The sequence below is a fragment of the Methyloversatilis universalis FAM5 genome (assembly GCF_000214035.2).
Classification (GTDB): Bacteria; Pseudomonadota; Gammaproteobacteria; order Burkholderiales; family Rhodocyclaceae; genus Methyloversatilis; species Methyloversatilis universalis.
The window spans coordinates 183,133-207,737 of the sequence record NZ_AFHG01000052.1 but is presented as its reverse complement, the minus strand read 5'-3'; the positions used below and the strand labels follow the sequence as shown (position 1 = coordinate 207,737).

At 64.6% G+C, this 24,605-nt stretch carries 19 protein-coding genes; 6 read left to right on the top strand and 13 right to left on the bottom strand.

The features are described from left to right. The first annotated feature begins 119 nt into the window (after nucleotides 1-119). The 5 genes from METUNV1_RS12015 (at nucleotide 120) to METUNV1_RS11995 (ending at nucleotide 4,977) form a co-directional block, all read left to right on the top strand. Nucleotides 120-590 (top strand): response regulator, encoded by a 471-nt coding sequence (locus tag METUNV1_RS12015; protein WP_008062063.1) that lies wholly within the window; start codon nucleotides 120-122, stop codon nucleotides 588-590. After that, a complete protein-coding gene (moaC, locus tag METUNV1_RS12010; RefSeq protein WP_008062062.1) occupies nucleotides 587-1,072 on the top strand; it encodes a cyclic pyranopterin monophosphate synthase MoaC in 486 nt (161 codons plus the stop codon). Before METUNV1_RS12015 ends, moaC begins: the two co-directional genes overlap by 4 nt. A 161-nt stretch (nucleotides 1,073-1,233) precedes the next feature. Further along, complete coding sequence (locus METUNV1_RS12005; RefSeq protein WP_008062061.1) at nucleotides 1,234-2,721, top strand: CYTH and CHAD domain-containing protein; 1,488 nt, start codon at nucleotides 1,234-1,236, stop codon at nucleotides 2,719-2,721. Between the two features lie 74 nt (nucleotides 2,722-2,795). Beyond that, nucleotides 2,796-3,257 (top strand): SixA phosphatase family protein, encoded by a 462-nt coding sequence (locus METUNV1_RS12000; RefSeq protein WP_008062060.1) that lies wholly within the window; start codon nucleotides 2,796-2,798, stop codon nucleotides 3,255-3,257. A 97-nt stretch (nucleotides 3,258-3,354) separates the two neighbouring features. Beyond that, entirely contained in the window at nucleotides 3,355-4,977 is a 1,623-nt protein-coding gene (locus METUNV1_RS11995; protein ID WP_008062059.1) for a tetratricopeptide repeat protein, read from the top strand. 50 nt (nucleotides 4,978-5,027) lie between these two features. Here METUNV1_RS11995 and METUNV1_RS11990 read toward each other — a convergent pair whose 3' ends face one another. The 13 genes from METUNV1_RS11990 to METUNV1_RS11930 form a co-directional block, all read right to left on the bottom strand. Further along, nucleotides 5,028-5,432 carry a pilin gene (locus METUNV1_RS11990; protein WP_008062058.1) on the bottom strand — a complete coding sequence of 135 codons (405 nt, stop codon included), beginning with the start codon at nucleotides 5,430-5,432 and terminating at the stop codon, nucleotides 5,028-5,030. 189 nt (nucleotides 5,433-5,621) lie between these two features. After that, a complete protein-coding gene (locus tag METUNV1_RS11985; RefSeq protein ID WP_008062057.1) occupies nucleotides 5,622-7,256 on the bottom strand; it encodes an HD family phosphohydrolase in 1,635 nt (544 codons plus the stop codon). 11 nt (nucleotides 7,257-7,267) lie between these two features. Beyond that, nucleotides 7,268-9,643 carry a GspE/PulE family protein gene (locus METUNV1_RS11980; RefSeq protein ID WP_008062054.1) on the bottom strand — a complete coding sequence of 792 codons (2,376 nt, stop codon included), beginning with the start codon at nucleotides 9,641-9,643 and terminating at the stop codon, nucleotides 7,268-7,270. A gap of 54 nt (nucleotides 9,644-9,697) precedes the next feature. Beyond that, nucleotides 9,698-10,465 (bottom strand): MBL fold metallo-hydrolase, encoded by a 768-nt coding sequence (locus METUNV1_RS11975; protein ID WP_008062053.1) that lies wholly within the window; start codon nucleotides 10,463-10,465, stop codon nucleotides 9,698-9,700. A 26-nt stretch (nucleotides 10,466-10,491) separates the two neighbouring features. Beyond that, on the bottom strand, nucleotides 10,492-12,729 hold the full coding sequence (locus METUNV1_RS11970; protein WP_008062052.1) for a CHASE2 domain-containing protein: 2,238 nt from the start codon (nucleotides 12,727-12,729) through the stop codon (nucleotides 10,492-10,494). A gap of 108 nt (nucleotides 12,730-12,837) precedes the next feature. Next, nucleotides 12,838-13,623, bottom strand: coding sequence for an FHA domain-containing protein (locus tag METUNV1_RS11965; RefSeq protein WP_043359790.1), 786 nt, complete (start codon nucleotides 13,621-13,623; stop codon nucleotides 12,838-12,840). Between the two features lie 11 nt (nucleotides 13,624-13,634). Beyond that, entirely contained in the window at nucleotides 13,635-14,408 is a 774-nt protein-coding gene (locus tag METUNV1_RS11960; RefSeq protein ID WP_008062049.1) for a Stp1/IreP family PP2C-type Ser/Thr phosphatase, read from the bottom strand. Between the two features lie 31 nt (nucleotides 14,409-14,439). Beyond that, the gene (locus METUNV1_RS11955; protein WP_008062048.1) at nucleotides 14,440-17,016 is read right to left on the bottom strand and encodes a CHASE2 domain-containing serine/threonine-protein kinase; all 2,577 of its coding nucleotides are present in this window, start codon (nucleotides 17,014-17,016) and stop codon (nucleotides 14,440-14,442) included. 219 nt (nucleotides 17,017-17,235) lie between these two features. Continuing rightward, nucleotides 17,236-18,189 (bottom strand): ornithine cyclodeaminase family protein, encoded by a 954-nt coding sequence (locus METUNV1_RS11950; RefSeq protein WP_008062046.1) that lies wholly within the window; start codon nucleotides 18,187-18,189, stop codon nucleotides 17,236-17,238. Nucleotides 18,190-18,198: 9 nt separating this feature from the next. Continuing rightward, the gene (locus METUNV1_RS11945; RefSeq protein ID WP_008062044.1) at nucleotides 18,199-18,939 is read right to left on the bottom strand and encodes a TerC family protein; all 741 of its coding nucleotides are present in this window, start codon (nucleotides 18,937-18,939) and stop codon (nucleotides 18,199-18,201) included. A 129-nt stretch (nucleotides 18,940-19,068) separates the two neighbouring features. After that, the gene (sucD, locus tag METUNV1_RS11940; protein WP_008062042.1) at nucleotides 19,069-19,962 is read right to left on the bottom strand and encodes a succinate--CoA ligase subunit alpha; all 894 of its coding nucleotides are present in this window, start codon (nucleotides 19,960-19,962) and stop codon (nucleotides 19,069-19,071) included. 14 nt (nucleotides 19,963-19,976) lie between these two features. Then, on the bottom strand, nucleotides 19,977-21,143 hold the full coding sequence (gene sucC / locus METUNV1_RS11935) for an ADP-forming succinate--CoA ligase subunit beta (protein ID WP_008062039.1): 1,167 nt from the start codon (nucleotides 21,141-21,143) through the stop codon (nucleotides 19,977-19,979). A 195-nt stretch (nucleotides 21,144-21,338) separates the two neighbouring features. Next, on the bottom strand, nucleotides 21,339-22,037 hold the full coding sequence (locus METUNV1_RS11930; RefSeq protein WP_008062038.1) for a fumarylacetoacetate hydrolase family protein: 699 nt from the start codon (nucleotides 22,035-22,037) through the stop codon (nucleotides 21,339-21,341). A gap of 223 nt (nucleotides 22,038-22,260) precedes the next feature. Between METUNV1_RS11930 and METUNV1_RS11925 the strand changes: the two genes are divergently transcribed. After that, nucleotides 22,261-24,597, top strand: coding sequence for a type IV pilus assembly protein FimV (locus METUNV1_RS11925; RefSeq protein ID WP_008062036.1), 2,337 nt, complete (start codon nucleotides 22,261-22,263; stop codon nucleotides 24,595-24,597). Nucleotides 24,598-24,605 lie beyond the last annotated feature (8 nt).

Genomic DNA, 24,605 nt, shown 5'->3' with positions numbered 1-24,605 from the left:
GAAAGGCGGCGCGCACGACGGGTAAGCAGATGTGACGACAGGTATCGTCGCGCGGACACGCCGCATCACAGCGCTGCACAGAAGGCCGGCCCCCAACGTTACCCATCTCCACGCCTCCGATGTCGTCCATTCCGGTTGGTTCGCACGCCCTGCTGCTGATTGAAGACGTTCCCGAAGACGTCAAGCTGATCACCACCGCGCTGCGGGCCATCGTGCCAGCGGACCAGATACAGGTGGTGGCCTCCGGCGAGGAAGGCCTGGACTACCTGTTCGGCCGCGGCGTCTATGCCGGTCGCGATACCCGCTATCAGCCGGCACTGGTCATGCTCGACCTGACGCTGCCCCGCATCGACGGTCTGGAGGTGCTCAGGCAGATCCGCGCCGAAGCGCAGACCCATGTACTGCCGGTGGTCATCGTGTCGGCGTCGAGCCAGCAGCGTGACGTGAAACTGGCCGCCCAGCTGGGCGCCAACAGCTTCGTACGTAAGTCGCTCGATTTCGTGAGCTTTTCCGAAACCCTGACGCTGCTGGCCCGCTACTGGCTGGAACTGAACATTCCGCCCCCCCACCCTTCAGCAATGGTTCGATGAGCGCAGACAATCCCCTCACCCACTTCGACGCCCAGGGCCAGGCCCACATGGTGGACGTCGGTGACAAGGCACACACCGCGCGCGTCGCCCGCGCAGCCGGCTCGATCACCATGCTGCCGGCGACGTTCGCGCTGGTGCGCGACGGCAACGCGAAAAAGGGCGACGTGCTGGGCGTGGCGCGCATTGCCGGCATACAGGCGTCGAAACGCACCTCGGACCTGATCCCGCTGTGCCACCCGATCGCACTGACCAAGGTGAGCGTCGACTTCTCGCTGGATGAGGCGAACAACCGGGTGGACTGCGAAGTCACCGCCCGGACCACCGGCCAGACCGGAGTCGAGATGGAGGCGCTGACCGCGGTCAGCGTGGCGCTGCTCACCATCTACGACATGTGCAAGGCGGTCGATCGCGGCATGCGCATCGACGGCATACACCTGCTGGAAAAGGCCGGCGGCAAGTCCGGCCACTGGACCGCGGAATGATCCAGCTCAGGCGGCGCCTGCGGGCCAGGCCTGCAGGGCCCCGGCAGCGCCGCCCTGACGGCTCCGCGCATGTCTGTCGCAGTGCACGGTGACGAACACGACCGCTTTCGGTCTACCATCCGGCCGGTTGCGGAGGCCCGCTCCGCTCTCCCGCCGAAACGATGGCCCAGGAAATAGAACTCAAGCTGGCGCTGGCCGAACAGGGCTGGCGATCCCTCTCGCGCCACCCGGCGCTGCGTGAGGCGGCAGAACCGCCCCATACGCAGACGCTGCGCAATCTCTATTTCGATACCGTCGACCTGGCCCTGCGTCGCCAGCGCGTCGCGCTGCGTCTGCGCCGCGCCGGTCGTCAATGGCTGCAGACGGTCAAATGCGCCAGTTCGGCGCGGGCCGGCCTGTCATCGCGTCCGGAGTGGGAACAGCCCTTTTCCGGACATTTCGATTTCTCCCGGATCGAAGACGTCGCACTGCGTAGCGAACTGGAAGCGCTGCGCGACCGCGGCGCACTGAGCGCGGTGTTCGACACCGACTTTGAACGCCGCGAATGGCGCTTCAGCGTCGGCGGCGGCGAACTGCTGCTGATGGCGGACCGCGGCCACATTCTGGCCGGAGGCCGGCGGGAAACCATCTCGGAGATCGAGCTCGAACTGGCCGGCGCGCCGGTGGAGGCGCTGCTCGAACTGGCTGGCCGGCTGGCCGAAACCCTGCCGCTGCGTGCGGAGTCACGCAGCAAGGCGCAGCGCGGCTACGACCTGATGGCCGGCGCAGAACCGGTGCCGGTACGCGCCGGGCGTTCGCCCATCGATCCGGACGGCTCTGCGGCGGCCGCCTTCCGGGCGGTCGCGCTGGACTGCATCGCCCACTATCAGGCCAACGAACACGGCGCGCTACATTCGGACGCCCCCGAATTCATCCATCAGATGCGGGTCGCGCTGCGCCGCCTGCGCAGCGCGCTGCGCGTGTTTGCGCCCGCCCTGCCGACCGCAGCCGCCGAAACGCTCGCCATGCACCTGCGCGCTCTGGCCAGCGAACTCGGCGAACTGCGCGACCGCGACGTGCTGCAGACAGAACTGCTGGCGCCGGTCATCGCCAGCGCACCGGATGTCGCGCTGCTGGATCTGGAGCGTACCTTGCGCAGCGCGCGGGCGGCCCGTCGCGACCGCGTGCTGGCTGCGCTGCAGGACGGCCGCCAGGCACGACTCATGATCGCGCTGCTGTCGCTGCTGCAGCAACCGGACATCGATCACGCGCCGTCGCTGCGCAAGCTTGCCCGCAAGCGCCTCGCCAGTGCGCACCGCCGCATGATCCGCGCAGCCCATCGCGCGCGGGGCGGCGACATCGACACATTGCATGCGCTGCGCATCGACGTGAAGCGGCTGCGCTACGCGATCGAATTCTTCCTGCCGCTGCTGGACGCCGAACGCACCCGCCAGACCCTGGACACGCTTTCGGAGGCACAGGAATCCCTCGGATTCCTCAACGATCTGAGCCAGGCCGGTCCGCGACTGCTGGCAGCGGCCGGCAACAGCGAGGTGCTGCTGTCTGCCGTGTCGCGCATCGCCGCGCATCACATGCCACGTTACCGCACGGTCGTTGATCGGGCACCGTGTCTGCTGCGCGCGCTGTCACATCTGCCGGCCCCGCGCTGAGCCACGCAGGGCGTCACGCCCCTGTCACTGCAGTTCATGACACTGCCGCGCCGAAGAACACGAGGAGACATTGCATGGACCTGATTCTGTGGCGCCACGCCGAAGCGCTCGATACCGTGCCGGATGCCAGCCGCAAACTGTCGTCGCGCGGCGAGAAGCAGGCACGCCAGATGGCGGCCTGGCTCAAGCCCCGGCTGCCCCGACAAACCCGCATCCTGGCCAGCCCCGCGACGCGCTGTCAGCAGACTGTCCAGGCACTCGGGCTGGAGTTCGAAACCTCACGCCTGCTCAGCACCGATGCATCGGTGGCCGACCTCATCGCCGCCACCGAGTGGCCGACATGTAGCGGCGCGGTTCTGGTGGTGGGGCATCAGCCGACGCTGGGGCGGGTCGCCGCACTGCTGCTGTCGGGGCAGGAGGCAGAGTGGACGGTGAAGAAGGGGGCTGTGTGGTGGTTCACGAATCGCGTACGGGATGGCGAGACGCAGACCGTCTTGCGGGCATGCCTCGGCGCAGATCTTCTGACCTCGTCTTGAGCCAGCGATGGATGGTCGATGACCGGACCCCATCGACAATAATCATCGCGATGAACATGCGAATGCGCCCTACAAGTATCGAGAAGAAGGAAGCTCCATGACCCATTCCGTGATCAAGAGATGGCTTTTTCCAGCGCTGATCGTTCTCGCAGCGGCAGGACTCTACGCGCCCTACCTCGACAACCCGCTGGTGTTCGATGACGAATACTTCTTCATGGCTGGAAATCCCGAAAGTTATGTGGCGAAGGGATTTTCGTTCGCACCGCGCTGGCTGGCGTACTACTCGCACGGACTGACATTCACGCTGATCGGCACGGAAATCTATCCGCAACGGATCGGCAACATGATCCTGCACGCCGGCACTGGCGTTGCCCTCTATGCGTTCATTCTCTGTCTTCTCTCGACGGTGCGTACAAGACGAGAGAACGGACCCAGTGTTGAATTGGCTGCTGCAATTGCGGCCCTGTTGTTCGTTCTTCACCCAGCAGCAGTTTACGGGGCTGGCTATCTGATTCAGCGCACCATCCTGATGGCCACGTTTTTCTGCTTGCTGAGCTGGGTTGCGTTCTGGAAAGGGATCAACGGCTCCAGAACAGCGTTGTGGTTGGCCACCCCGCTGTTTATGTTGGCCGCCCTTTCGAAGGAGCATGTCGTCATGGCACCAATCATCGCGGCGCTACTCTGGATTGGAGTTCGCGGCGATGGCATGCAGCGGCCTTGCCCAAGCCAGCGGGAAATCATCGCCGCTCTTCTGAGTCAGGCAGTCGTGTCGCTGATGCTTGTACTGAGCATGGCCAAAGTCATCGGACATGCGTATGAGCCGATGGTCGCGGGTACTGTAAGCCCCGAATCCGCAGCGAGTACTGACAGTCCGCTGATCTTCCCGTTGAGCGTTCTGACTCAGTCAGGGCTCTTCTTCAAGTACTTGATACTTTGGATTGTTCCAAACGGCTCGTGGATGTCGATCGATATGCGTGAGCCTTTCGCCGCTCTCCCGGTGCCGGCAACGACCTGGTTGCGCAGCCTTGCGTTTTTCGCATATCCGGTCGCGATAGTGATGGCGTGGCTCAAGTACCGACGGCGTTTCGCCATCGGTATCGCGCTGCTCACTCCTTGGGTCATGTTTTCCACGGAGATCGCCACGGTTCGTGTGCAGGAGATATTCGTGCTTTATCGAAGCTATCTGTGGATGCCGGCTCTTTTCGCCCTGGCTGCGCTCGGACTGCTCAAGCTCGAACGACGCATGTGCATAGCCCTGGGCGTCATCGGCTGCTGTGCCCTCGGTTTGTTTTCCATCAACAAGCTCAACACCTTCTCTCATACGTTCTACATCTGGGATGAAGCTGCGTCTCTAGCCGAGCAACAAGGAGCCGATGAGCGCACTCCGGCTGGTCTGGCGCGTATCTATCACAACCGGGGACTGTCGCTGATGCGAGAGGGCTTCATTCCCAATGCAATCGAAGACTTCAACAAGGCACTCTCTCTCGCGCCTGAATACACAGCGGTCTATAGCGACAGAGGTGCAGCCCACCTCGGGATGAAGGCTTTCGATCAGGCAATCGAGGACTTTGAATCAGCGGCCAGACTCGACCCGAACGAAGGAAAATACAGAGCCGGCAAAGCGGCCGCGCTGCGAGGTAAGGAGGACACGTCGAACGCACGCCTGGAAGACGCAGCGGCGTGCGCACTCGGCTGGGTCAGAAGCTGCACATCTCCTTGAATACAATAAAAAAAGCCGCTCCGAGGAGCGGCTTTTTCATCCATCGAGGGTTACTTGCAGACGTTCGCCGCCAGGCAGGTGCCGGACGTGGTCCACTTCAGCACACCACCATCAACAGACGGGGTGGAAATGTAGGTGTAACCACCTGCGGTCGACGTCGCGGTGCTCGTAATGACACCAGCAGCAACCGTCATGCTCGCGAGGTTGGCATTTGCGGCCGGAACCGCGGGGATACCGTTCGAACCGGCGTTGCAATTGGTCAGCACGCCAGCGTTTTCCTGCGAGCAGAGCGCCACGGCCGTCTTGTAGGACTCAGTCTGACTGATGACGTCTGCGAATTTTGCCTTGGTCGTGTACTGCTGATACTGCGGCAGCGCGATCGCCGCCAGAATGCCGATGATTGCGACCACGATCATCAGTTCGATCAGGGTGAAACCTTGCTGAACCTTTTTCATTACTCTCTCCTGTGTTGAACGATACGGGCGCCGATGCGCTCAGGGTGTTATCGAGCAAGGTAGGTGCCAGCTTTAGCAGAATTTTACGTTTTCCGCGAATTCAATGACTTGCCGGAAAATGCGGTCAGGACACCTTTCGTCACACATGCCCGCGTCGTGACAGGCAACGACAGAAAGTGACGAAAAACGTCAGTTCGCGAGGTAGCCGGGGATGGCGGACAGATCGACCATATCGATCTGTTCCGGATCGAGGAAGGTTTCGGCGTAGCGCAGATAGACCTGCTTGCGCACGAACACGTCGAACAGATCCGGGTCGATGTGACCGTTGAGGCGGAACTTGCCGAGGATGTGCAGCGCTTCCGACAGCTTCATCGGCCGCTTGTACGGCCTGTCCTTGGCGGTGAGCGCCTCGAAGATGTCAGCAATGCCCATCACGCGCGCCTGCACGCTCATCTGGTCGCGGGTCAGCCCCCGCGGGTAGCCCTTGCCATCCATGCGTTCATGATGGCCACCCGCGTACTCGGGCACGTTGGACAGATGACGCGGCCAGGGCAGCGATTCCAGCATCCGTATCGTCGATACGATGTGGTTGTTGATGACTTCCCGCTCGGCGCCTGTCAGCGTGCCGGCGCGTATCGTAAGGTTCTCGATCTCGTCGTCGCTCAGGCAGGCATGGGTCTGGCCCAGCGTGTCGGACCATGACCAGCGGCGCGCGATCGCATGCACCCGCTCAACGTCGGCGTCGTTCATGCGCTCGGAGCCGATGTTGGCGTGGTGCAGGAAGGCGCGATCAGCATCCAGCTCCCGCAGCCTGTCCTCGCCGTGGCGCTCGATCTGCGCGAGCACCACCGGCGACGCATCCGGACCTGCGGACACGCGGCTGCGCAGCGCGGACAGCTCCACGTCGCGACGGATCAGTTCGAAGCGGGTGTCGACCAGCGCGATGCGATCGAAAATGGTCTGCAGCTTGGTGGCCTTGTCGACCACATGCACCGGCGTGGTCACCTTGCCGCAGTCGTGCAGCAGGCCGGCGATCTTGAGTTCGTAGCGGTCGGCGTCTGACATCGTGAAGTCGGCCAGCGGCCCTTCGGTGGTGTCGTTAACTGCCTCGGCCAGCATCATGGTGAGCGTGGGTACGCGCTGGCAGTGGCCACCGGTATAGGGCGACTTTTCGTCGATCGCGTTGTTGATCAGCGTGATGAAGGATTCGAACAGCGCTTCGAGCTGGCTCACCAGCAGCCGATTGGTCAGCGCGATGGCCGCCTGGGAGGCCAGTGATTCAGCCAGCTTGCGGTCCGAGTCTGAAAACACGCCGACGGCGCCGGTCACCGGGTCCAGTGCATTGATCAGCTGCAGCACCCCAATCACCCTGCCCTCGTGATTCATCATGGGCACAGTGAGGAAGCTGGTCGATCGATAGCCGGTACGGGCATCGAACGCGCGGGTGCCGGAAAAATCGAAACCTTCCGCGGTGTAGGCGTCGGCAATGTTGACCGTCTGCCGCTTCAGTGCGGCGTAGGCCGCCACCATGGACAGATTGGGTGCGCCATCGGCGAGGTGCAGCGGCAGCGGCGGAAACACGATGCGCTTGCCGCTGGTCCCGCCCATCGCGATGCCGATCGAATCGGTGCGCATGATTTCGAAACGGAGATGGGTCCCGCTGTCGTCGGTGCGGTAAAGCGTGCCACCGTCGGCATGGGTGATCGCCTTGGCGGCGAGCAGGATCTTTTCGAGCAGGGCGTCGATATTGCGCTCGTTGGACAGCGCTGCGCCGATCTCGTTGAGATCCTCGAGCCGGCGCAGCAGATCCTGGAGCTTGTCCATGCGGCGGCGGCCTACTTGATGCAGACCGCGCGAACCTGCTTCATGTCGGTCACGCCGGACAGCACCTTCTCCATGCCGTCCATCTTGAGAGTGCGCATGCCCTCTTCCAGCGCGGTGGCCAGCAGTGTGGCGACACGCTCACGCTCCTGGATGTTCTTCTTAACGCGGTCGGTACCGATCATCAGTTCGTGCAGACCGAGCCGGCCACGGTAGCCGGTGTTGCTGCACTCGGCGCAGCCCTTGGGCCGGTACAGCGTGAAACGGCCCTTGTCGTCGGCGTAGGCCTTCGCCCAGGCCTTGAAGATGCGGTCCATCGCGCCTTCGGCATCCACCTTGAAGTCGGTGGTGTTGCGCAGCTCCTCGCAGTACTCGTCGAGAAAGTGCTTCATTTCCGCCGCTTCCGGGTGGTAGGCCTCCTTGCAGCTCGGGCACAGCCTCTTGGCCAGACGCTGGGCGAGGATGCCAAGCAGCGCATCGGCGAAGTTGAAGGGGTCCATGCCCATGTCGAGCAGGCGGATGATGGATTCCGGCGCGCTGTTGGTGTGCAGCGTCGAGAACACCAGGTGACCGGTCAGCGATGCCTCGATGCCGATGGCCACCGTTTCCTTGTCACGCATTTCGCCGACCATGATCACGTCCGGATCGGCCCGCAGGAAGGCACGCATGATGGCCGCAAAATCAAGGCCTGCCTTCTTGTTGATCTGGACCTGGCGCAGACCCTTCTGGGTGATTTCGACCGGATCCTCGGCAGTCCAGATCTTGGTTTCCGGCGTGTTGATGTAGCTGAGGATGGAGTGCAGCGTGGTGGTCTTGCCGGAGCCGGTCGGACCGCACACGAAGAACAGGCCATAGGGCTTGCCGACCGCCTCCTTCAGCCGCGACAGGTTGTGCGGCAGCACGCCCAGCTTGTCGATCGGGATCGGCTCGCCGGCGGCGAGGATACGCATCACCACGTCCTCGACGCCGCCGGCGGAAGGAATGGTGGCCACCCGCAGTTCAATGTCCAGCGGACCGAACTTGCGGAACTTGATCTTGCCGTCCTGCGGCTTGCGACGCTCGGAAATGTCGAGATCGCACATGATCTTCAGCCGGGTGACCAGCGAGCTGCGATAGCTGGCCGGCACTTCGATGTACGGGTGCAGCGAGCCGTCCTTGCGGAAGCGGATCTGGGTCTTGTCCTTGCCCGGCCGCGGTTCGATGTGGATGTCGGACGCACCCTGCTGGTAGGCATCGATGATGATCTTGTTGACCAGGCGCACCAGTTCGTTGTCGGCCGCAGCGGTGACATCATCGCCGCCGCTGTCGATGGCCTCGTCTTCCTCCCCCAGCATGTCGGACAGCAGGTCGCCGACGCTGGTGTCGTCCATCGTGCTACCGTAGAACTGGTCCAGCGTCTGCACGAACTCGCGCGTGGTGGTGACCCGGTACAGCAGTTTCGACTTCGGGAAGATGTTGTTGACGACGCGCGAACCCTTCACCTTTTCCGGATCGAGCGCGGCGATCACGATGCCTTCGGCGCCCTCTTCGACCGGCACCCACTGCTGTTCCTCGAGGTACTCGCGCTTGAGATTCTTGATCAGGTCGAAGGGCTTGACCCGCTCCGGCTTGAACGGCTCGTAGGTCACGCCGAAGAACTTTGACAGCGATGCGCCGATGGCCGGCTGCTTCACCTGGAAGTCCCGCGCCAGCACATCCTCGATATCGACACCCTTGCGACGCGCCGCACGCGAGGCCAGATCGAACTCCTGCGCCGACATCACGCCATCGACCACCAGGTAGTCGTACTTCGACTTCACCACGTGCGCCGGCTTGTTGCGCTGCTGGAAAGCGACGGCCAGCGTATGCGCCATGCTCTGCAGGCCTTCTTCCGCCAACGCGGAGAAGGGCTGGCCGGACTTGTTGTTGATCAGCTGGACCACGCCCAGCAGATCCTTCTTTTCCGGATCGAGAATCGGCGCGACCAGCATCTGCTTGGTGCGATAGCCCGTCTTCTTGTCCACGCCGTCGAGGAATTTCAGGCTGGCCGAATGTGACTTCAGCTCGGCCTCGTCGTACACATCACGCAGGTTGAGCAGCTTGCGGCTCATGCCCACGAAACCGGCGATCGACTGCTCGGTCAGCGGCAGGCGCAGATCCTTGAAGGAATTGAGGCCGGTCTTCACCTTGGACACGATGGTGGACCGGTCTTCGCCCATCACGTAGATCGTGAGGCGGTCGGCGTTGAACAGCGCAGAAATTTCCTGCGACAGTTCAAGCATGATTTCATCGATATTGGTGGTGGCGTGAATCTTGGTAGTCACGCCCTGCAGGTTCTTGAAGAACGCCAGCCGGCTCGACACATCGCTCATCGCGCCCAGATCGCTGGCCGGCGGCACCACTGCACTCATTCCGTCACCCCGTTACTGCCGACCGACCGGGCCGCGCAGTCGCGCGTGTACCGGTCAGAAATCGAATACATGATTGTTGCGCAACATGCGCGGGCTGCGCGAGCCCAGCGTTTCGGCGATCTCGCGCATGGTGATGTCCATCTGGCTCGGCTTCAGATGGGTGATGTAGATATCGGCCTCATGGCGCAGCTTCTCCAGCTCACCGGCGAGCATGTCGGGACACAGGTGGCGGGACATCACCGCGAGCTGACGATCACGGTCCGGGAAGGCGGTTTCGATGATCAGGTGACGCAGATCCGGCAACGCATTGACCGCATCCCAGAATTCGTCGCACACCGTCGTATCGCCGGAGAAGGCCAGCGTACCGCCCGGGCCGCGCACCGCGTAACCGACCGCCGGCACCGTGTGCTGGGCCGGCAGCACGCGGATCGCGCGGTTGCCCATGTCGATCTCGTCGCCGACCCGCAGTTCGCGGAAACACATGAAAGGCCGCTCGACCGACGGAATTTCGGTGAAGTCCGGCCAGATCGACCAGTTGAAGATGTGCCGGCGCAGCACCTCGAGCGTGGGGGCGGAGGTCCACACCGTGAGCGGACGCGTCCGCAGTTCGCCCACGGTATCGATCATCAGCGGCAGACAGGCGATGTGATCGAGATGACTGTGAGTCACGAACACATGGTCGATGCGGGCCAGTTCGGCGATCGACAGGTCGCCGACACCGGTACCGGCGTCGATCAGGATGTCGTCGTCGACAAGCAGCGAGGTGGTGCGCAGATGCGACCCACCGATGCCGCCGCTGCAGCCGAGTACCCGTATCCTCATCTGTGTTCCCGTACCTCAGTCCCTGATCACTTCGTTTCGAAGGCTCTCACACCGTCCCAGTCCCTGCCCGGCGGAGAACGACGGTAATAACCGATCTGTTCCGCGTACGCACTGTAGAGCAGACAGTCCGGTGCCAGCCGTTGCAGATTGAACAGAGTCAGTTCTGCCTGATCCCACTCCTGCGCCCTGAACTGCCGCAAAGCCTGGTTCCAGAGCTTCAGCTCCTCGACCCGGCCGCGGTCGAATTCCGCCTCCAGCGCCAGCGGCTCGTGGATGGACACCGGCTCGTCCTTGCCCTTCACCCGGACACGGTCGATTTCCCGGAACACGACGCCCTTGGTGGCGCGCCGGGTATCGTCACCCACCAGTATGCCAACACCATACTGCTTGGTCAGCCCCTCCAGCCGCGAAGCCAGATTCACCGCGTCGCCCATCACAGTATAGGCTTTGCGTACCGGCGACCCCATGTCGCCCACGGTGACCGTGCCGGTGTTCAGACCGATGCCGATCTTCAGTTCGGGCCAGCCACGCGCGGTCAGCGAGCGGTTCAGTTCTTCCAGCCGGGCCTGCATCTTCAGCGCCGCCACCACACCGTGACTGGCGTGATCGGTGTCGCTCACCGGCGCACCCCAGAACGCCATGATGGCGTCGCCGATGTACTTGTCGAGCGTTCCACGCTGATCCTGAATGACGAAAGTCATTGCGCCCAGGTATTCGTTCATGAGCTGGGTCAATTCCTTCGGTTCCAGCCCTTCCGAAATGCTGGTGAAGCCCCGGATGTCTGAAAACAGGATGGTCAGTTCCGCGTTGCGGCCGTCCATGCTGTAGTTCTCCGGGTTGCGGCTCATTTCCTCGACCAGTTCGGGCGGTACGTACTGTCCGAACATGCGGGCGAACTGGCGCTTGGAGCGCGATTCGAAGAAATAGCCGTAGGACATGTTCAGCGCGTAGAGGCCGACCACCAGCAGCAGGCCGGCCGCCACCGGCAGCACGAAATCCGCGTACTGCCAGAACGCGAAGTTCATGCCTACCAGCAGCACCAGCGTGCCGCCGGACAGCAGCGTGGCGTTGAGCGGCGACAGCCGGGGCAGCAGCCAGAGCAGCAGACCGCCGACCAGCAGCAGCACGACCACGTCGAAGCCGGTCACGTACTGCGGCCGGTGCTTGATCCGGCCATCGAGCATGCCGGCGATCAGATTGGCGTGGATTTCCACCCCCGGGTAGGTGCTGCCGACCGGCGTCGCCCGCAGATCGAGCAGGCCCGGTGCGGTGGTACCGAGCAGCGCCACCTTGCCCTTCAGCGCCTCGACCGGTGTCTTGCCGGCCAGCACGTCGGCCAGCGAGTAATAGGCGAAACTGCCCTGCGGACCCCGGTAGGGAATCAGCGCGGCCACGTTCTCATCGACCGGAATGCGCAGCGTCCCCCGCGCGGACGGCAGTTCCAGCCATTCGAGACCACCGTAATCGCGTGCGGACACGCCGAAGAAGCCGCCTTCCGCATAGCCCGGCACCAGCCGCGGACTGCCCAGAAGGGTGCGCACGATGGCCAGCGACAGCGATTCGTAATAGGCGCCCTTGTGTTCGACCAGCATCGGCACCCGGCGGTTGAGACCGTCGAAATCCGGCATCGGATTGAAATGGCCGGCGCCCATGGCCGCCGACTGGAAGCGCGGAAGATTGGCGCCGAAGCTGTTGAAGCTGGCGAAGGCGATGTTGCGGCCGCGGAAGGTACCGGCCGGCAGCACTGGATCCGGCAGTGCGCCACTGCTCTGGCCGTCACTGCGGTCGCTGAAGTAGTAACCCAGCAGAACCGGCCGCTTGTCCAGCGAGGTCGCGAAAAGACTGTCGTAATCGAGCTTCGGGCGCAGTTCGTCGAGCGCAGCGCGGAAACCGGCGTCGCCGGCGAGCGGCCCCTTGGCCAGCGCGTCCAGCGTGGCGAGGCCGGAACTGGTATCCGGCTCCGCGAACACCACGTCCACGCCGAGCAGCATCACGCCGTAGTGGTCGAACAGGGTGTCCATCAGACCGGCCAGCCGCTCACGTCCCCAGGGCCAGCGGCCGATCTCGGCCAGCGAGCGCTCGTCGATGTCGAGAATGACCACCCGCTCGTCACGCACCCGCGGCATGGTCAGGTGCAGCTTGGTGTCGTAGGCGATGTGATCCAGATTGCCCAGCACCGGCAACTGGTAGAGCCGGGCGGCATGGCCGAGCAGCACGGCCATCAGTACCAGGCCGAGGCCGTAACGCAGCAGATGTGAATTCACCGTCGGCCTCCCCGGCGCGCGGAACCGTCAATGCGCAGCCGGCCCGTAGCGGGTCCGGCGGCGCAGGGCTTCAGGAGCCGCGGCATGGGCGGAAAGGGTTGGAAGCCGTCAGCGCTTCAGGAAGAACTCCATCTTCACGCCGGCAATCTCGATCACGTCGTGATCGCTCAGCGGATGGGCCTGGGCATCAAGCTGGCTGCCATTGACGATGGGGAAACTGGCGCCTTCGACGTGGGTGATGAAATAGCCCTGCGGACGGCGGGTGATCACCGCGACCTGAAGGCCGGGCTTGCCGAGCGTGGTCAGGGTCTTGGTCAGTTCCAGTTCGCGGCCGGCATTGGCGCCGTTCAGGATCTGGATGGCGCCAATTTGACTCGGCGGTGCGGCGGCCGGAGCAGGGGCGGGCGCAGACACCGGGGCCGGCGGAATCGCGCCGCCCATCGAAGTACCGGCAGGCACCGATGCGCGGAAACCGGCCTGGGTTTCGGTCGGCGCGCGCACCGGCACCACCGGCGGCGCGGTCGGCGCTTCGGCCGGAGGCTTGCGCATCATGTCGGGCCGCAGAACCATGGTCTTCTCGAAATCCGGAGACTGTGCCTGCACCGGCGTTTCGTTGATGTACTTCAGGCGGTACTTGCCCAGTTCGACCACGTCGTTGTTCTGCAGGAAGTGCTTCTTGATCGGCTGGCCGTTCACATAGGTGCCGTTGGTGCTGTTCAGATCCTCGAGGAAGGAATCGTTGAGGATGGTCACGATCACCGCGTGTTCGCCGCTGATCGCGAGATTGTCGATCTGGATGTCGTTGTGCGGCTTGCGGCCGATGGTCGTGCGCTCCTTCGCGAGCGGCAGCTCCTTGAGGACCAGACCATCCATGCTGAGTATGAGTTTTGCCATTTTCCAGTCCTTCACTTCAACCATGCGAGCAGACGCGCCAGCCAGCCGCGGGGCGCGGCAGGAAAGGGCTGCAATACCTTGACCAGGATTACCGAAACGTTGTCGCGCCCGCCATTGTCGTTGGCCATCTGCACCAGCTGTTCTGCGGCAAGATCCAGATTGGCGGACAGGGCCTGCAGGGTGAGCGCGATGTCGTCGCTCTCGACCATGTCGTTCAGACCGTCCGAACAGAACAGATAGACATCGCCGGGTTCGACTGCATAGGTATGGATTTCCGGTTCCACCACCGGATCGACGCCAAGCGCGCGGGTGACCAGATTCTTGTTCTGGGAACGACGCGCCTCTTCCTCCGTAATCATGCCGCTGTCGATTTGCTCCTGCAACAGCGAGTGATCGCGGGTGACACACTCGAAAACACCGCCGCGCAGCCGGTACATGCGGGAGTCGCCGATATGCGCGACAGATACATGGTCATCGTGGAAGGCGGCCATCACCAGCGTGGTGCCCATACCCGCGTACTGGGGCTGGCTCTCCGCTGCGCGGTAGATCGATTCGTTGGCGTGGCCGATCACCGCCTCCAGCAGTTCGGATACGTTGCGGCGGCCTTCGCGCAGACCCTGTTCGAGCTCGGTACCGATGACTGCGGTCGCCATGCCGCTGGCGACTTCGCCAGCGTTGTAGCCACCCATGCCGTCGGCCAGTATGGCCAGGCCAAGCGCGGGCTGGACGGCGACCGCGTCCTCGTTGTGGGTGCGTACCATGCCCGGGTCGGTACGGCTGACCATCTGAAGAGCGGGGCTGAGATCCGGAGTCATGTCAGAGGCTGAAATCGACCTGGGAGAGGGATTGTGAAAGGGAGCCGGCGCAGGCGCGCAGATCGGCCGCCATGTCGTTGCCGGACTGGTAGCGCGCCTCCACGTCCTTGGCCAGCGCGCGATCGATGATGGCGGACAGGCAGTCCGGCACGTCCGGCCGCAGGTCGCGGATGTCCGGGTGCGGCTCATTGGCGATGCGGAACATGAGCTGTGCCATCGAATCGCCTTCGAACGGCAGCTTGCCGCACACCAGCTGGAACAGCATCACGCCCAGCGAGAACAGGTCGGAGCGCCCGTCTATCTTCTTGCCGGCCAGCTGCTCCGGCGACATGTAGGACGGCGTACCCAGCACCATGCCGGTCTTGGTGCGCGACGAGTCGGTGATGCGGGCGATGCCGAAGTCGGTCACCTTCACCTGATCCGACTCGGCTTCGTACATGATGTTGGCCGGCTTCACGTCGCGATGCACCACGTTGTTGCCGTGGGCGTAGGCCAGTGCCTCGGCGACCCGGGCAACGATGTCCATCACCCTGGGCAGCGGCAGCAGGTGGCCCGGCTTGGTCTGCGGCACCAGGTCGCGGCCCTTCAGGAACTCCATCGCGATGTAGGCGAGATCGTGCTCCTCGCCCGCATCGAAGATGGTGACGATGTGAGGATGGTTGAGCCGGCCGGCGGTTTCAGCCTCGCGGAAGAAGCGCTCCTTCACGTCCGCCAGTTCTTCCTCGTCAAATTCCTGCGACAGCGCCATGGTCTTGATTGCGACCACGCGGTTGATCTTCGGATCGCGGCCCAGGTAGACCACGCCCATGGCGCCCTTGCCCAGTTCCTTCTCGACCTGGTAACGCCCCAGCATCGGCTTCTCGACCGTGCCGTCCTCCAGGATGCTGGCGTTGGTGCGCCCCGCCCCGGCGCCACCCAGCATGACGGTTTCCGACATGGCTTTCGCGCGCTTGACCCGGGTTTCCAGATCCTTGAACTTCGGATTGAACTCGGCCATGTGGCGGAACACGGTTTCCGCCTTGTTGAACTGACGCTTGCGCTCGAAATCGAGCGCAAGGTTGTACAGGTTTTCCATCACGGCGTCGGACAGCGGCACAAGACGGAACTTGTCCCAGGCCATGTCGAGCTGGCCCTGACCCTGGAACGCCAGCGCCAGCATGCGGTTGGATTCGGCGGACTGTTCGTCCGATTTCACCTTGCCGCGCTCGGTCACCAGGAAGCGCTTGGTGGTCAGCAGCAGGTGACCGACCAGCAGCAGCGTGGCCGGCAGCATCAGCTGCAACCACATCAGCTGACCGGTCATCAGCACGAAATGGGCTGCCAGCAGCGCGACGAACAGGCCGGCGGTGACGGCAGCGCCGAGACCGGCTTTCAGCCGCGGCAGCAGCACGATGAGGTAGAGCGCGACCAGCAGGAAGATGCTGAACTCGGCGGCCCACCCCCACGACGGCGACACGAAGAAATGCTCCTGCAGGATGCTGGACAGCCCGTGTGCCATCACCTCGACCGAGGACATGGCCGGCGATACCGGCGTCGCATAGAAATTGCCGATGCCGGGCGCGGTCTGGCCGATCAGCACGATCTTGTCGCGATACTTGTCGAGCGGAATCTTGCCGCTCATGACGTCGAAGAAGGAATCGACCGGGAAAGCCGGCTTCCCGCCCTCGCCGCGGTAGTAGAAGCTGTACATGCCCAGACCGGGGTCGGTGGCGATGTTGAGCCGGCCCAGCGACACCGATTCGCCCAGCTTCACGCGGATATCGTCCACGCCCAGATTGAGGCTCTTCGCCGCGATCAGCAGCGGCAGCGACGGATAGAACTGGTCGAAGTGCGTCATCACCAGCGGCTGTACCCGCAGGCCGCCGTCGCGGTCGATCGACGGATTGAGGTGACCAACCGCCGCCGCCACCTTGCCCAGCGGCTCGATCACGCCGGCCGCGACGTCCAGCGTCAGCGGCGGCAACGGCTCGGTGCCGGCCACGTTCTTCAGCGCCATCGCGCGCACGAAATCCGGCAGCGGTCGGTCCGGCCGACCCTGGGGTTCGCCATCCTGGAACAGCATGGGCAGCGCCACGTTGCCGGCCTTGCCGATGCTGGCTGCCAGCAGCCGGTCGGTGTTCAGCGCGTTTTCCGCCTCGTGCAGCACCGCGGAGAATGCCTGCAGCGCTTCGCCCGGCGGGGACGGCTGCGTCTCACCGTCGACCGCTGCAGCGCGGGTCTGGCTTTCGATCGCCAGCAGCTTGTTGATGTAGGCCAGCCCCGGATCGATCTGCGGTTCGGCGAAGAAAATGGTGGTGCCGACCACCTTGGCCTGTGCCTGCGCCAGCCGGTCGATCATGCGCGCATGCACATCGCGCGACCAGGGCCAGCGACCGATGTTGTCGATGCTCTGCTGGTCGATCGCAATGATGGCGATGCGTGAACTGGGGCTGCGCTGGGTGGCGCCGACCCCGACGTCGTACGCCTTACGCTCCAGACTCTGGATCAGGTCGGACTGCGCGGAAAACAGGAAAAGGAGGCTGATGGCGGCGCCAAGAAACCAGTCGGTCTTCCAGATAGCGGCCTTGGTCACGCTCACCCCCCGCAAATGCTTGGCGTCCTCGCCCGAGGGGATGGCGCCTGTCAGCTTGTTGTATGGATGCCGTCCGGCTTTCCACGCGACAAGTCACGCGGAAAAACAGGCGTCTGTCACATATTCTTGCAGTTCCGCCTCAACACAGTCAAACGACGGCTGCGCGTGGGCGGTGGAATTTCACGCTTGGGGTGCCGAATTGCCATCCGGCGTCGCCGGCTCGGCTCAATAAGGCAGTTCGCGACCCAGACCGGCCGCGCGGGCTTGGTCCAGCACCCGGTGCGCCAGCACCAGATCCTGTATCGCCATGCCCTGCGACTCGAACAGCGTCACGTCGGCGTCGCCGCGACGCCCAGGCCGCATGCCGGTCAGCAGTTCGCCCAGTTCGATCATGCCGTATTCGGACAGGCGACCCTTTTCCAACGCCGGCAGCAGATCGCCGGATTCGCGCAGCGCGGTGGCGCGGGCATCCACCGCCACCACGGCGGCGCGGCGTATCGTGGCTTCGTCGATTTCGCGGCGGATGAGCGCGTTCGAGCCGGCAGCAGTGACATGGGTACCGTCGCTCAGCCAGCGGCCATCGAACAGTGGCTCGGAGGCCGTAGTGATGGTGACCACGACGTCGGCGCCGCGGACTGCCGCCTCGACATTGTCCGCCGGTTCGACAGCGCGGCCGAGCAGCGCGGACTGCTCGGCGCAGAAGGCTTCCAGCCGCTCACGCCGGCGGGCGACCACCTTCACCCGGGCGATGTCACGCACCGCGCACAGCGCAGCAATCTGGCTGCGCGCCTGCCAGCCGGCGCCGAACACCAGCGCTTCGCGGGCATCGGTCCGCGCGAGCACCCGGGCCGACAGGCCACCGGTGGCGCCGGTGCGCATCATGCCGAGGTAGTCGGCTTCAATCACCGCCAGCGGGCGACCGTTGGCGGCGTCGAACAGATGCACCCAGAAGCGCGCCGCCTCGCGGCTGGTGGTATAGCTCTTGTAGCCGATGACGCCCAGCGGCTGCACCGCGCCGTGCAGCATGTGCAGCGCCGAAGTCGGTGTGCGGCTGCGCGCCCGCGGCGTATCGATGGCCTCGCCGGTCGCGTGCCAGCGATGCGCCTGTTCGACCGCCGCCAGCGCATCCGGCAGCGTCAGCACCTGCCGGACTTCGTCCTCGGTGAGGTAGAGCGCCACGAGCCTGCCTTACTGGATCGGGAAATCGACCGGCTTCTGGCGGGCTGCAATGATCTTGCCAACTGCCAGCACGAGGAGTGCGCCGATCACGCCGGCGCCGTAGCGCACCAGATCGGTCACCTCCGGCCGCGCTTCGGTGCTCGCCGGATCGAGCGGCATGTAGGGCAGCACACCCGGATCGGTCACCAGCATGGTACCGGCGATCCAGCCGAGCAGCATGGCGCCCAGCGTGACGATGAAGGGAAAGCGGGTCATCAGGCCCAGCACGATCTGGCTGCCCCACACGATGATCGGAATCGACACCAGCAGACCGAACACCACCAGCGGCAGCTGATGGTCTCCACCCGCGCCCTCGGCCGCGCCGGCGATCGCGATCACGTTGTCCACGCTCATGACCAGATCGGCCACGATGACGGTCTTGACCGCACCCCACAGCTTGTCGCTGGACGCGATGTTGGCGTGTTCGTCCTCGTCTTCCGGCATCAGCAGCTTGATGCCGATCCATAGCAGCAGCACTGCGCCGACCACCTTCAGGAAAGGCACCTTGAGCAGGGTGAGCGCGAACATGATGAGGATGACGCGCAGCAGTACCGCACCGGCCGTGCCCCACATGATGCCGAGTTTGCGCTGCGCCGGCGGCAGCTTGCGGCAGGCCAGCGCGATCACGACCGCGTTGTCACCGCCCAGCAGGATGTCGATCATGATGATCTGGCCGACGGCGAGCCAGAACTCGGGAGAAGTAAAGTCCATCGTGTGTTGCGCCCGGATTGCGAAAGCGCGGATTCTACCGACAGACCCTTATGAAGGGCACAAATGAAAAGGCCACCGCCTGCGCGGTGGCCTTTTCAGCCGCGTCCGTACCGGATACGGATCACCCGGTCAGAGCTTGGCCTTCAGCAGCTTGGCCATTTCCGACGGATTGCGCGTCACGGTGAAGCCGCACTCTTCCATGATGGCGAGCTTGGCGTCGGCGGTGTCGGCACCGCCCGAGATCAGCGCACCAGCGTGGCCCATGCGCTTGCCCGGGGGCGCGGTGACGCCGGCGATGAAGCCGACGATGGGCTTCTTCATGTTGGCCTTGCACCACTGCGCTGCCTCGGCTTCGTCCGGACCGCCGATCTCGCCGATCATGATCACCGCGTCGGTGTCCGGATCGTCGTTGAACATGCGCATCACGTCTATATGCTTGAGCCCATTGATCGGGTCGCCACCGATGCCGACCGCGCTCGACTGGCCGAGGCCGATCTCGCTCAGCTGGCCAACCGCTTCGTAGGTCAGCGTGCCGGAGCGGCTGACCACGCCGATGCGGCCCTTCTTGTGGATGTGGCCCGGCATGATGCCGATCTTGATTTCGTCCGGCGTGATCAGGCCCGGGCAGTTCGGGCCCAGCAGCAGCGTCTTCTTGCCGCCGGCCGCTTCCTTGGCCTTCATCTTGTTGCGCACCATCAGCATGTCGCGCACCGGAATGCCTTCGGTGATGCAGATGACCAGGTCGAGGTCGGCTTCGACCGCTTCCCAGATCGCCGCGGCCGCGCCAGGGGGCGGCACGTAGATGACCGACACGGTGGCGCCGGTGGCGGCCTTCGCTTCAGCCACGGTGGCGTGGATCGGGATGCCCTCGAAGTCCTCGCCGGCCTTCTTCGGATTCACGCCGGCGACGAAACAGTTCGCGCCATTGGCGTAGTCGCGGCACATGCGGGTGTGGAACTGGCCGGTCTTCCCGGTGATGCCCTGGGTGATGACCTTGGTGTCCTTGTTGATCAGAATCGACATGTCTGGTTCTCCCCTCAGTGTCCGGCCACGGCGGCAACGATCTTCTGTGCCGCATCCGCCATGCTGTCGGCCGAAATGATGGGCAGACCCGAGTCCGCCAGAATCTGCTTGCCCAGTTCCTCGTTGGTGCCCTTCATGCGCACCACCAGCGGCACCGTCAGGTGCACCTCGCGCGCCGCAGCGACGACGCCGGTCGCGATGGTGTCGCAGCGCATGATGCCGCCGAAGATGTTCACCAGAATGCCGCGCACATTGGGGTTGCGCAGCATGATCTTGAACGCCTCGGTCACCTTCTCGGTGGTGGCGCCGCCACCCACGTCGAGGAAGTTGGCCGGCTCGGCGCCGTACAGCTTGATCACGTCCATGGTGGCCATGGCCAGACCGGCACCGTTCACCAGACAGCCGATGTTGCCGTCCAGCGACACATAGCTGAGGTCGAACTTCGACGCCTCGATCTCGGCCGCGTCCTCTTCGTCGAGATCGCGGAAAGCCACGATATCTTCATGACGGTAGAGCGCGTTCGAATCGAAATTGAACTTGGCGTCCAGCGCCTTGATGTTGCCGTTGCCCTCGAGAATCAGCGGATTGATTTCCGCCAGCGAGGCATCGGTTTCCATGTAGCAGGTGTAGAGCTTCTTGAAGGTGTCGATCGCCTGCGCCTGCGATGCTTCGGGAACGCCGATGCCGTCGGCCAGTTCCTTGCCCTGCGCGTCGGTCATGCCGACCAGCGGGTCGATGAACACCTTGATGATCTTTTCCGGAGTGTTGTGGGCGACTTCCTCGATGTCCATGCCGCCTTCCGACGAGGCCATCATCGCCACCTTCTGCGTCGCGCGGTCGGTCAGCGCGGCGACGTAGTATTCCTTGCGGATGTCGGCGCCTTCCTCGATCAGCAGACGACGGACCTTCTGGCCTTCCGGGCCGGTCTGGTGCGTGACCAGCTGCATGCCCATGATCTGCTTCGCGAACTCGCGCACTTCATCGAGCGACTTCGCCACCTTCACGCCGCCGCCCTTGCCGCGGCCGCCGGCGTGGATCTGCGCCTTGACAACCCAGACCTTGCCGCCCAGCGATTCCGCCGCGGCCACAGCCTGATCAACCTCGAAAACCGGTACTCCGCGCGGCGTGACCACACCGAAACGGCGCAATACCTCCTTCGCCTGATACTCATGGATCTTCATGCGTATTCCTCGCCTTGTTGTCTGCACAGGATGGTGAAACGCCCGCTTCGGGTTGTAGCCCTCACGGATCTTGTCAGGCCCCGGAACGCTGGTCAGCGGCCGGTACCGGCCGCCGGGCGCGCAGAGCCCGATGGCGTAATCCATAATTATACGCGCGCTTCGCTGCACCGCAGCGAACGGCAGGATAAGAAATCCTCACTCCAGCGAGGGGCCTATCATCAGATCGAGCCTGCCCACGCCGGCGACTGACGCTTCGATCCGGTCGCCCGGCTGCAGAGCGGAAACCCCGGCCGGCGTACCGGTGAACAGCAGGTCGCCGGCCTTCAGCTCGACCAGTGCCGACAGCCGGACCAGCAGCGCCTCCACATCGAGAATCATGTCCGACAGGTCGCCCTGCTGCCTCAGCCGGCCATTCACCGCCAGTTCGATGCGGCCGCTGCGCGGATGGCCGCACTCCGCCGCCGGCACCAGCGCCGACACCGGCGCGCTGAAATCGAAGCCCTTGCCCATGTCCCAGGGCTGGCCCTTGTCACGCGCGGCGCGCTGCAGATCACGGCGGGTCAGATCGAGCCCGACGCCGTAGCCGTATATGCAGGCACGCGCGCGCGCTGCGTCGAGATTGCGCCCGCCGTCATGCAGCGCCACCACCAGTTCCACTTCGTGCTGAAGGTCGGTGGTCTGCGACGGATAGGGCACGCTGTCCGGCAGTGCCACCGCCGCATACGCCGGCTTGGAAAAGAAGAAGGGCTGTTCCAGCGCCGGGTCGTGGCCCATCTCTCGCGCGTGGTCGGCGTAGTTGCGGCCGACGCAGTAGATGCGGCGTACCGGAAAAAGGGCGTGCTCTCCGCGGATCGGCAGATGCACCGGGGAAAGTTCGAAAAGTGTCGCCGGCATGCGGCCTCCGGTCAGGGTTGTGCGATACACAATTTTGCCTGTTCCCGGATCGCCTTGTCTGAAGCGGCTCCCGAAAGCGTGCGCCACTAAAGTAAAGTTTCCCCTTCGCAGGCCGAAAGAACCCACAATCGGGTATCGCCTCTTGCTCACCGGCTGGGAGTTTCATCAATTGCACATGTCAGGCACCGCGCACGCACGAACGCATGGACGATCGCGTTCCCGCATGCGTCCGACGCTGCTCGCCGCCGCCTTGTTCGCCATCGGTCTGCAGGTCACTGACGCGCAGGCGCTCGGGCTCGGCGGCCTGCGGGTGCGGTCGGCACTGGGCGAGCCTTTCCGTGCAGAGGTGGCACTGATCGGCAGCGGCGAGAGCACGCCCGCAAGCACCTGCTTCTCGATCGAAACGCCGCCTTCGATGAGCGCGGACGATCTGCCGTGGCTGGGCAGTGGCCGCATGCGCATCCAGGGCCGGACACTCCATATCAGCAGCAGCGCACCAATCAATGAACCGGTACTGATGGTCGGCGTACGGGTGGGCTGCGGCTTCGAGGTGTCCCGTGACTACACGGTGCTGATGCAGCCCATGGGCGCAGCGCCGGAAGACGCGCCGGTCGCATCCGCCGCACCGGCTGCGCCGGCCGCCACCGCAGCCGACAGCGCAGTACCTGCCCCCGCCCGCACGCGGCGCGCAGACAGCGCATCCCGCGCCTCCGAAGGCGCCGCCGCGCCCGTCGACGCCGCCGCAGAACCGGCGCGAGCTGCCCCCCGCAAGGCAAAAGCGAAGCGCGCGGAAGGCAGCGGTGACCGTCTGTTCGTGGCACCGGGGCTGGAAGGCGGTGCCCTGAAAATGTCCGGCGGCATGGCCAGCCGGCCGGAAGCGACCGAAGCGCAGCGGGAGGCGCTGCGCAGCGAACAGAAACTGCTGGCTGCGCTGGACGAACAGATCGCGACCCATCTGGCGATCGCGGACAAGGTGAAGCACCTTGAAGCCCGGCTGGCCGAGCTGCAGAAACAGCTCGACCGCAGCGGGGCTGCACTCGATGCGGCGCGCGCCCCTGCGCTGGCCGCACCGCCCGCGACGCCCTTGTCAAATCCTGCCGTCGCACCGGCTCCGTCGGTTCAGGCAGAGACCCGCCCAGCCGTCACACCGCCGGTCGAGGCCGAACGCAGCGACGGGCCGTCCGGCGACGTGCCCTCCGCCTCCCCGCAGGAACAGCTTCCGGCGCCGGTGGCACAGGCAGACGTGCCGCCGCCCGCCCCCGGTCTGACCAACGAACCGGTCAAGGTGGTGACCAAGCTGCCGCCGGATGCGGCCGCCGAAGACCCGGCCGCCGAGCTGCCGGGCGTGGACTGGATGGTGGCCGGTCTCGGTCTGGCCGCCGCCGGTGCGGTACTGGGCGGCAGCTGGCTGTGGCGCCGCCGCGCGGCCCGGATCGCCGCAGCCCGCGCCCGCCGGGAGCAGGAACTGGCCGCCAGCCTCGCCAATCGCCCGTCGCCACGTCGCCGCGACGACCGCGCGGCCGACAGCGAATACGCGCACGGAGACGGCTTCCGCCCGGGCGACACGCAACCGGCGCAGTCCGCGGTGTCCGCATCGCCGGCCCCTGCCGTGGCCATGACAGCCTCCTTCGAAGGCCGGCCCCAGTCTCCAACCTATTCGCTCACGCCGCCGGTCCCGCAGGTACAGGAAGTGGCCTCCATCGATTTCTTCCCGGGCGAGGCGCCAGCCGAGCACATGGAAGACATGGAAATCGCCGCATCGCCGGCGGCCACGGAGGCGGACGAGCCGGGCAAACCGTCAGCGGCCGTTCCCGATCTGGAGTTTTCGACCTCGTCGATCGCCAGCGTCGATTTCGAACTCGGCAATGACGCGGAGACGCCCGCCGTCGCACCGGCCCGACTGGATCTGGAATTCGACTCGTTCAGCGGCAGCACCAGTTCGAACGGTCTGTCGGCCACCCAGGCCGAAGCCTTTTCGACCCAGGGACCGCGGCTGGTCAGCAGCCAGCCCAGCGTCCCGGCGACGACCGGCATGGCGATCGACCAGAGCGCCCATCCGGCCAACGAGGAAGCCGCCCCTTCGCACGAGCACGTGCTGGAACTGGCCGAAATCATGATGTCCTTCGGCCGGGCCGAAGGCGCCGCGCAGACGCTGTCGGACTTCCTGCGCGACTACCCCAAGGAATCGCTGGTCCCCTGGCTGAAGCTGCTCGATCTGTATCACAAGGGCGGCCGCCGGGGCGAATACGACGACCTGGCCCCCAAGCTGAACCGCGCTTTCAATGTGAAAGTGCCGCAGTGGGAAGAGTTCACCGGTCCGCTCACCTCGGAATCGGTGGAGCAGTTCGCTCACATCATGGCCCGGGTCAATGCGACCTGGCCGGGTCAGGACTGTCTGGACTACCTGACCGAGCTGCTGCGCGACAACCGGGCGGGCACCCGCATCGGCTTTCCGCTCGGCGTGATCGACGACATCCTGCTGCTCAAGAGCATGCTGGAGTGGCTGATCGCCAACCCGCCGATGACCAATACCAGCGCCTCCCGCCTCGCCCAGCTCTGACCCTGTCC

Excerpts from the sequence above, each read along its gene's own strand:
- sucD (WP_008062042.1), bottom strand. The coding sequence starts at position 19,962 with ATGTCGATTCTGATCAACAAGGACACCAAGGTCATCACCCAGGGCATC.
- METUNV1_RS12015 (WP_008062063.1), top strand. The coding sequence starts at position 120 with ATGTCGTCCATTCCGGTTGGTTCGCACGCCCTGCTGCTGATTGAAGAC.
- METUNV1_RS11980 (WP_008062054.1), bottom strand. The coding sequence starts at position 9,643 with ATGAGTGCAGTGGTGCCGCCGGCCAGCGATCTGGGCGCGATGAGCGAT.
- METUNV1_RS11965 (WP_043359790.1), bottom strand. The coding sequence starts at position 13,623 with ATGGCAAAACTCATACTCAGCATGGATGGTCTGGTCCTCAAGGAGCTG.
- METUNV1_RS12005 (WP_008062061.1), top strand. The coding sequence starts at position 1,234 with ATGGCCCAGGAAATAGAACTCAAGCTGGCGCTGGCCGAACAGGGCTGG.
- sucC (WP_008062039.1), bottom strand. The coding sequence starts at position 21,143 with ATGAAGATCCATGAGTATCAGGCGAAGGAGGTATTGCGCCGTTTCGGT.
- METUNV1_RS11985 (WP_008062057.1), bottom strand. The coding sequence starts at position 7,256 with ATGGACAAGCTCCAGGATCTGCTGCGCCGGCTCGAGGATCTCAACGAG.
- METUNV1_RS12000 (WP_008062060.1), top strand. The coding sequence starts at position 2,796 with ATGGACCTGATTCTGTGGCGCCACGCCGAAGCGCTCGATACCGTGCCG.
- METUNV1_RS11975 (WP_008062053.1), bottom strand. The coding sequence starts at position 10,465 with ATGAGGATACGGGTACTCGGCTGCAGCGGCGGCATCGGTGGGTCGCAT.
- moaC (WP_008062062.1), top strand. The coding sequence starts at position 587 with ATGAGCGCAGACAATCCCCTCACCCACTTCGACGCCCAGGGCCAGGCC.
- METUNV1_RS11925 (WP_008062036.1), top strand. The coding sequence starts at position 22,261 with ATGCGTCCGACGCTGCTCGCCGCCGCCTTGTTCGCCATCGGTCTGCAG.
- METUNV1_RS11945 (WP_008062044.1), bottom strand. The coding sequence starts at position 18,939 with ATGGACTTTACTTCTCCCGAGTTCTGGCTCGCCGTCGGCCAGATCATC.
- METUNV1_RS11960 (WP_008062049.1), bottom strand. The coding sequence starts at position 14,408 with ATGGTCAGCCGTACCGACCCGGGCATGGTACGCACCCACAACGAGGAC.
- METUNV1_RS11990 (WP_008062058.1), bottom strand. The coding sequence starts at position 5,432 with ATGAAAAAGGTTCAGCAAGGTTTCACCCTGATCGAACTGATGATCGTG.
- METUNV1_RS11930 (WP_008062038.1), bottom strand. The coding sequence starts at position 22,037 with ATGCCGGCGACACTTTTCGAACTTTCCCCGGTGCATCTGCCGATCCGC.
- METUNV1_RS11995 (WP_008062059.1), top strand. The coding sequence starts at position 3,355 with ATGACCCATTCCGTGATCAAGAGATGGCTTTTTCCAGCGCTGATCGTT.